The sequence below is a fragment of the Herbivorax alkaliphila genome, from assembly GCF_030848475.1.
In the GTDB taxonomy this organism is placed as follows: Bacteria; Bacillota; Clostridia; order Acetivibrionales; family Acetivibrionaceae; genus Herbivorax.
The window spans coordinates 1-5,704 of the sequence record NZ_JAVDDS010000087.1; the positions used below are offsets into that span (position 1 = coordinate 1).

The window sequence follows — 5,704 nt, forward strand, 5'->3', positions numbered from 1 at the left end:
TGTTTCTGGGAGTAAGAGTATACCTTCTGACTTAGGAGTTGATATTGTATTGGCAATTGATGTTCTATAATATAAATAAAATGATTAGGGTATATCAAAAGAATTCAGGAGGTCGTTTTTATGATTGCTAAAAATAAAATGTTTATTGTTTTAAGAAGTGTATTAGTAATTACAATAGTTGTCCTTGTATTTCTTAATTATAACGAATATAGTTTGAGAAATGATTATAGTGAATTTACAAAAAGAAATTTTTTGAGTTATACACATTATGGTGGATTTAAATCTGCTCCTAGACATATTTCTAGTGCAGAAAATAGATATGCGGATATATTGAATAATGAGTATGTCAGTAAATATGATGCTTATGGAATTCACAGAATCATGGACGACTTTATTTTGGATTTTGTTCCGACAAGATTAAAGGATGGAGTTGTCTTAGGCGTTATAGAGCCATTAAAGGGAGAAATAATAACAAAAACTACAATGGAAGAGATAGGTGCTTTTTTTCATTTGATGCTGGATGAACAATGGTACGTATATAGTTTTCAGTATAAAGATGTTTTAAAGGTTTTAGACGATGATTTGAGAACTAAAATAGAATATTTAGCTGAGCTAAATGATATGTGGGTGAATTCAATAGAAAGAAATATTGATTGGCTAGAATATAATATTCGTACTATAGAAGATAGAGATGCTAATGGGAACGTATATGAGAGGGCATTTAGTGGTTTTAGTTCTATAGATGAAATGAAAGAAAAATATCTTGGAGATGACTGGCGATTTATTGAGGCTCAAATAAAATGGGCAAATGCAGCATTGGACATAGAAAAAAACACTAGAGAATTTTTGGACAGTCATGGAGTGGAAACTATATCGGAGTTGCTGGAGTAAATCATTTAAGGTGTATTTAATATAGTTGTTGTTAAATAGGGAGGGAGATTATAATGTCAAAAAAGACAATAGTAATATCAGCATTAATAATTATATCATTAATTGTATCTGGTTTTATACAGTATAGAAATCGTAAAACATATGAAAACTTTGTTTCAAACAAGGCAAATACCTATACAATGGACTTAACTACAGAAAGTGTAAAAAATTATAACATAATAGAAGAAATACTAGAAAGTGGTGTAATTAGGATAGATCAGTATTATAGATTATCTGCAAAATACTACTTTGATAGACTTTTTAGTTTTATTGAAGATTTAATTGAGTTAGGGTTAGTTAAATTGGATTGTTATGGCATGTATTATGAAGAAAATAAGGATAAATTAAATGAAGGTTTACCAGAAAATAAAAAAAGGGATAAATATAAAGGATTTAGCCGAGATAGTTACATTGGGATAGTGATTTTCTACACTAGATTGTCAGAAAAAGGCGAAGAAAACAGACAATTAAAGGCACAAGATATAGTAGTAGAGTTGGATGACTCTATGAGAGAAAGGTTTGAGTTTATTCATAATATACACGAAGTTTGGGTTAATGCGATTGATGAATTAGGAGGAGTGATTATTGAAGATGGTGAAATAATAACTGACCTAGAATATTTAGAGAACCACTATAACGGATGCATTACTGATTCTGATGATTTTAAAAATTATATTTGCAATTTAGAAAAAAACTGGGTAGATTGCTTTTTGGAAGCAGGATATACCATTGATGAATTTAATAAAGAATTTAGATATTATGGACGGAAAACAGAAAACTAGATGACGTTCGTCATAAAATTATTATATTACTGACTGATGGAGAATCAAATGTAAGAAGAGGAGAAGAGGCTTTAGTAGCAAAAGAATTATTATTAATACAATTGCATTAGGTTCAGAGCTAGACTTAGACCTTATGCAGCATATTTCAAAAAATTCAGGAGGTGAGCTTTTTTACGTTCAAACAAATACTGAACTTAGTACTATGTCAGCACCAGCAACTGATGATATGCAATTTGCAGCTATGTCATTGACAAACACAAGTTCCAGTGGGAATTTAAGTTAATCCAATAGATTCAAACAGAACATTCGGAGATATCTTTGATTGCAAAATAGATTAAATCAAATTCTGCAAAGTTATATACAAAATTTAGCCATACCTAGTTCATGGAATATAAGGCTTATTAATGATTGATATAGAGGTGGTAAAGTTGAAATTAGACATGATTTTAATTCCGAATTAGACAAATCAAATGAGCAGATGTTAATTACATAAGATGAATTTGAACAAATAAATTTATGTTTAGATGAAATTTATGAATTTCGAAGGTTTTAAATGCTTTAAGAGATTCAGAAAAATTTGCAAGAAAAAATAAATGGGTTTATTTGAATTATAAAAGGGAGATTAGTGTTAATGAGAGGGAAAAAATTAAAATTGATATTAGTAATATTTATTGTGATATTACTATTTAGTAATTTAAATGAATATAGAATAAGAAAAAATCTTGATTCTATTAGTTATCAATCGACGTCAGTTGGTTTATTAACAAGAGGGGTAGTAGACAGAGAAAATTTATTAAGTGAAATACTTGAAAAAAAATATATTACCTGTTCCGATTCACGTATGATTAGTTATGTTTCTAAAAGAGTGCCTCAATTCAAGAAATTTGGAATGAAGATAAAAGAATCAGAGTCACATAAAAATCAAATTAAAACAGAAAGTGCTATCCTTGAATTTCATAATTTCATAAATTTTATATTCGAAGGGAAAAAGCGTATGTGTAATGAGGAATATAAATATAAAGTTGAACTTGATGGAGAGCTTAAAACTAAAATAGAATACTTGTACGAGCTAAATAATTTATGGTTTAACTCATATGAAAGAAATGCCACAGCAAAAAGTAAAATAAAAAACATCTATAATACAGAGTTGATTAGTCTTGAAAATTTTTTAATAGATATTGAAGAAGATACAATAAATTTCATGAAAAGCCATGATGTTGATAATATAAGTGAATTATTATATTAAGTATGCTGGAATTAAAAGCGAGTATATGACATGAGAAAAGAAATAATGGTCAGAAGTAATTGTTACAGGTTAATGTTTTAAAGATTGTTTTATATTGTGAATAAAAAGCACTGAGCACAAATGTTAAATTTTTAAGAAAAGTAAGATTGATTGGCTAAAGCTAAGTATAGGAGCTTTAGGTTGAGTCTTTGAGTTATATAAATGATTGAAAGAGGTGGTATGAATAATGAAAAATATTAAAAAAAATAGAGCTATAATAATGCTCATTATATGTATTTTATTAGTTGCTGTGTTTTTTATACAATTCCATGAAAGAAAAAAGATTGAATCTGAAATTTCAAGTGTATTAAATCACGAGGTGTATAAGTTAACTCATACGATTGTAGACAAATATAACATTAGCAACAAAATACTGGAAACTAATACAGTAACCTTGGGGCAGGCTGAAAAATTAGAAAGATATGCTGGTGATTTTAGGTACTATTGTCGGTACCTGTGTAGGGTAGGATATGAAACAGGTGAGTATGAGTATAGTATTTTCAAAAATAGTATGTATGAGACAATGGATGGAATAGAACTTTTTATATATAATTTAATTGATGAATATAATGAAGGTGAAAGGTTAAAAGACAATGATATTTTGATTAAATTAGATTCAGATTTAAATGCAGCGTTTAATTACATTAATGATTTGTATTGGAAGTGGCTTTGTGCAATAAATTTAGAAAATAATGTAGTTTCAACTAATTCAAGACCAATTAAACGTACTGATTCTATAATAAGCACTGAGTTTGAGTACTATGAAGAATATTATAAAAATATTGCTTTTAAGGACGATAGGTGGATAGACATGATAAATGCTTTACAATATGAAACAGATGAATTTTTAAAAGAATTTACACCTCAAATGGAAGCTTTAAATGAAAGCCTCTTGAATTAAACCAGTATTCCCTGATACTAAAAATGTTTTTGTTAATCATACATTAAATGGAGTAATAAGGAATAAAAAACATAAGGGTTTAGAAATTCTTAAATCAATAGTGGCAACGATCCCGTATTTGAAAAATGTTCTTGAGGTAGTAGAACATGATTTAATTAGTAAAATATAAACGGATTAGTTAATATAGCATATTACTGTTTTTATATAAACGGTAATATGCTATGATTAAATAAAATTAAAGAAATATTTTAGGGTGTTATTTTAGTAAGTATATTATTAAAGGGAGGCTTTTGGTTAATGTATAAAAAAAAATTAATACTTATTTTAGTATCATTTATTGTAATTTTTATATTTATTAATATAAATGAATTTAGACTAAAAAACAAATATAATTCTGTTAATTCAATAACTTTTGGTTCATCAATTAAAAATTTAGAGAGAGGCATTAGGGTGCGTGAAGAGAAACTTTTTGATATATTAGAAAAAGGATATATTACAGGGAGAGATGCAGGATTTATTATATTTAACAGTAGAAGGATACCTGACTTTAAAAAGTATGGGGTTAGACTCAACAAATTAAAAAGTTTTGAAGGAAAGTTTGAAACTGAAAAAGCCTTAGAATTTATTAATAATTATGTAGCAGAATGGGAAGTGAATAGGATAAATAAAGAACATGAAGATATAATAATTTATTTAGATAATGATTTAGAGGAAAAAATAGAGTTTATTTATGAATTAAATAACCTATGGTTTAATTCTTTAGAGGAAAATAAAGATGCTAAAGAATATGTCGAGCTTGAAAAGTTTTTGGTTAATATTGAAAACAATACAAGGGAGTTTATGGAAGAAAATCAAGTCGATTTTTAAATTTAAAATAGAAATGGGGTTATATATTATGAAAACCTTAAAGAAAAAATGGGTGCTGTTACTTGTTATATGTATAGTTTTAATTACTACGAGTGTTATTCAATATTCAGGAAGGAAAAAAATTAAAGATGAGATTTTGAGTAAGGTAAATCATGATACCTTTGAAGTGGTTAATTTAATTGCAGATAGTTACAATGTCTTAAAAGAGATAATGGAAACAGGCGTGATAACTAAAGAACAAGCACTAATTCTTAGAAATAATTCGCTTGATATACATAATTATTTTCATTATATTTCTTCTGTTGCTTATGAAATGGGAAAACATTCTGGCAATTATAAAAACGTAATAGATACATCAATGAGTATACATTATTATATTTATAAGTTTATAGAAGAGGATATTACGGGGATTATCTTAGATGATAATAATGCTTTAATCAAATTAGACAAAGATAAGGAAAGGGATTTTCGTGTTATTAAAGAGTTATATTGGCAATGGGTTTGTGCAGTTAATTTAAGAATTTCAACTGTTTCAAAGGAACTTTTTGAAAAACAGTTTAATGAAAGAAATTATGAAGAATATTATGGAGAAAATATTATTGAAGGTGATAAATGGGTCAGTATTATTAATTATTTGACAATGGGAACTGAGCATTATTTGAGTAAATTCGATCCCCCAATGAAACTAATTTTAGATAGAAAAATGGAATGAAATGCTGGATTCTTTTCCATTTGAACCAGAGGTAGCGATTTTAACAGGAGCATGGTATGGTGAAACTGCAAGACTCTATTGGTCAAATACAGATTGTGCAAATAGATACAATGTATAATAGAAGTAATCCACAAAGGAGATTATAATTCATATTTTTTCTTAGAGTATAGTATTGGTTACAGACAACGTGATGAACTATTCTATTAAGATAAGTTTATTAATAAAAG

At 27.4% G+C, this 5,704-nt stretch carries 7 protein-coding genes; all 7 read left to right on the plus strand.

All coding sequences use genetic code 11. The features are described 5' to 3' along the window. Positions 1–120: 120 nt before the first annotated feature. The 7 genes from RBH29_RS16915 to RBH29_RS16945 all read left to right on the plus strand — a co-directional run bounded on the left by RBH29_RS16915 (position 121) and on the right by RBH29_RS16945 (position 5,477). The gene (locus tag RBH29_RS16915; RefSeq protein WP_306698181.1) at positions 121–891 is read left to right on the plus strand and encodes a hypothetical protein; all 771 of its coding nucleotides are present in this window, start codon (positions 121–123) and stop codon (positions 889–891) included. Positions 892–944: 53 nt separating this feature from the next. Beyond that, positions 945–1,712, plus strand: coding sequence for a hypothetical protein (locus RBH29_RS16920; protein WP_306698182.1), 768 nt, complete (start codon positions 945–947; stop codon positions 1,710–1,712). Between the two features lie 133 nt (positions 1,713–1,845). Further along, positions 1,846–1,995: a hypothetical protein gene (locus tag RBH29_RS16925; protein WP_306698183.1), complete on the plus strand. Its 150-nt coding sequence runs from the start codon at positions 1,846–1,848 to the stop codon at positions 1,993–1,995. 348 nt (positions 1,996–2,343) lie between these two features. After that, complete coding sequence (locus RBH29_RS16930) at positions 2,344–2,958, plus strand: hypothetical protein (RefSeq protein WP_306698184.1); 615 nt, start codon at positions 2,344–2,346, stop codon at positions 2,956–2,958. Between the two features lie 226 nt (positions 2,959–3,184). Continuing rightward, positions 3,185–3,898: a hypothetical protein gene (locus RBH29_RS16935; RefSeq protein WP_306698185.1), complete on the plus strand. Its 714-nt coding sequence runs from the start codon at positions 3,185–3,187 to the stop codon at positions 3,896–3,898. A gap of 297 nt (positions 3,899–4,195) precedes the next feature. Continuing rightward, positions 4,196–4,765, plus strand: a complete 570-nt coding sequence (locus RBH29_RS16940; RefSeq protein ID WP_306698186.1) for a hypothetical protein — start codon at positions 4,196–4,198, stop codon at positions 4,763–4,765. 28 nt (positions 4,766–4,793) lie between these two features. Beyond that, positions 4,794–5,477 (plus strand): hypothetical protein, encoded by a 684-nt coding sequence (locus tag RBH29_RS16945; protein ID WP_306698187.1) that lies wholly within the window; start codon positions 4,794–4,796, stop codon positions 5,475–5,477. The last annotated feature ends 227 nt before the right edge of the window (positions 5,478–5,704 follow it).

Excerpts from the sequence above, each read along its gene's own strand:
- RBH29_RS16945 (WP_306698187.1), top strand. The coding sequence starts at position 4,794 with ATGAAAACCTTAAAGAAAAAATGGGTGCTGTTACTTGTTATATGTATA.
- RBH29_RS16940 (WP_306698186.1), top strand. The coding sequence starts at position 4,196 with ATGTATAAAAAAAAATTAATACTTATTTTAGTATCATTTATTGTAATT.
- RBH29_RS16925 (WP_306698183.1), top strand. The coding sequence starts at position 1,846 with ATGCAGCATATTTCAAAAAATTCAGGAGGTGAGCTTTTTTACGTTCAA.
- RBH29_RS16920 (WP_306698182.1), top strand. The coding sequence starts at position 945 with ATGTCAAAAAAGACAATAGTAATATCAGCATTAATAATTATATCATTA.
- RBH29_RS16915 (WP_306698181.1), top strand. The coding sequence starts at position 121 with ATGATTGCTAAAAATAAAATGTTTATTGTTTTAAGAAGTGTATTAGTA.
- RBH29_RS16935 (WP_306698185.1), top strand. The coding sequence starts at position 3,185 with ATGAAAAATATTAAAAAAAATAGAGCTATAATAATGCTCATTATATGT.
- RBH29_RS16930 (WP_306698184.1), top strand. The coding sequence starts at position 2,344 with ATGAGAGGGAAAAAATTAAAATTGATATTAGTAATATTTATTGTGATA.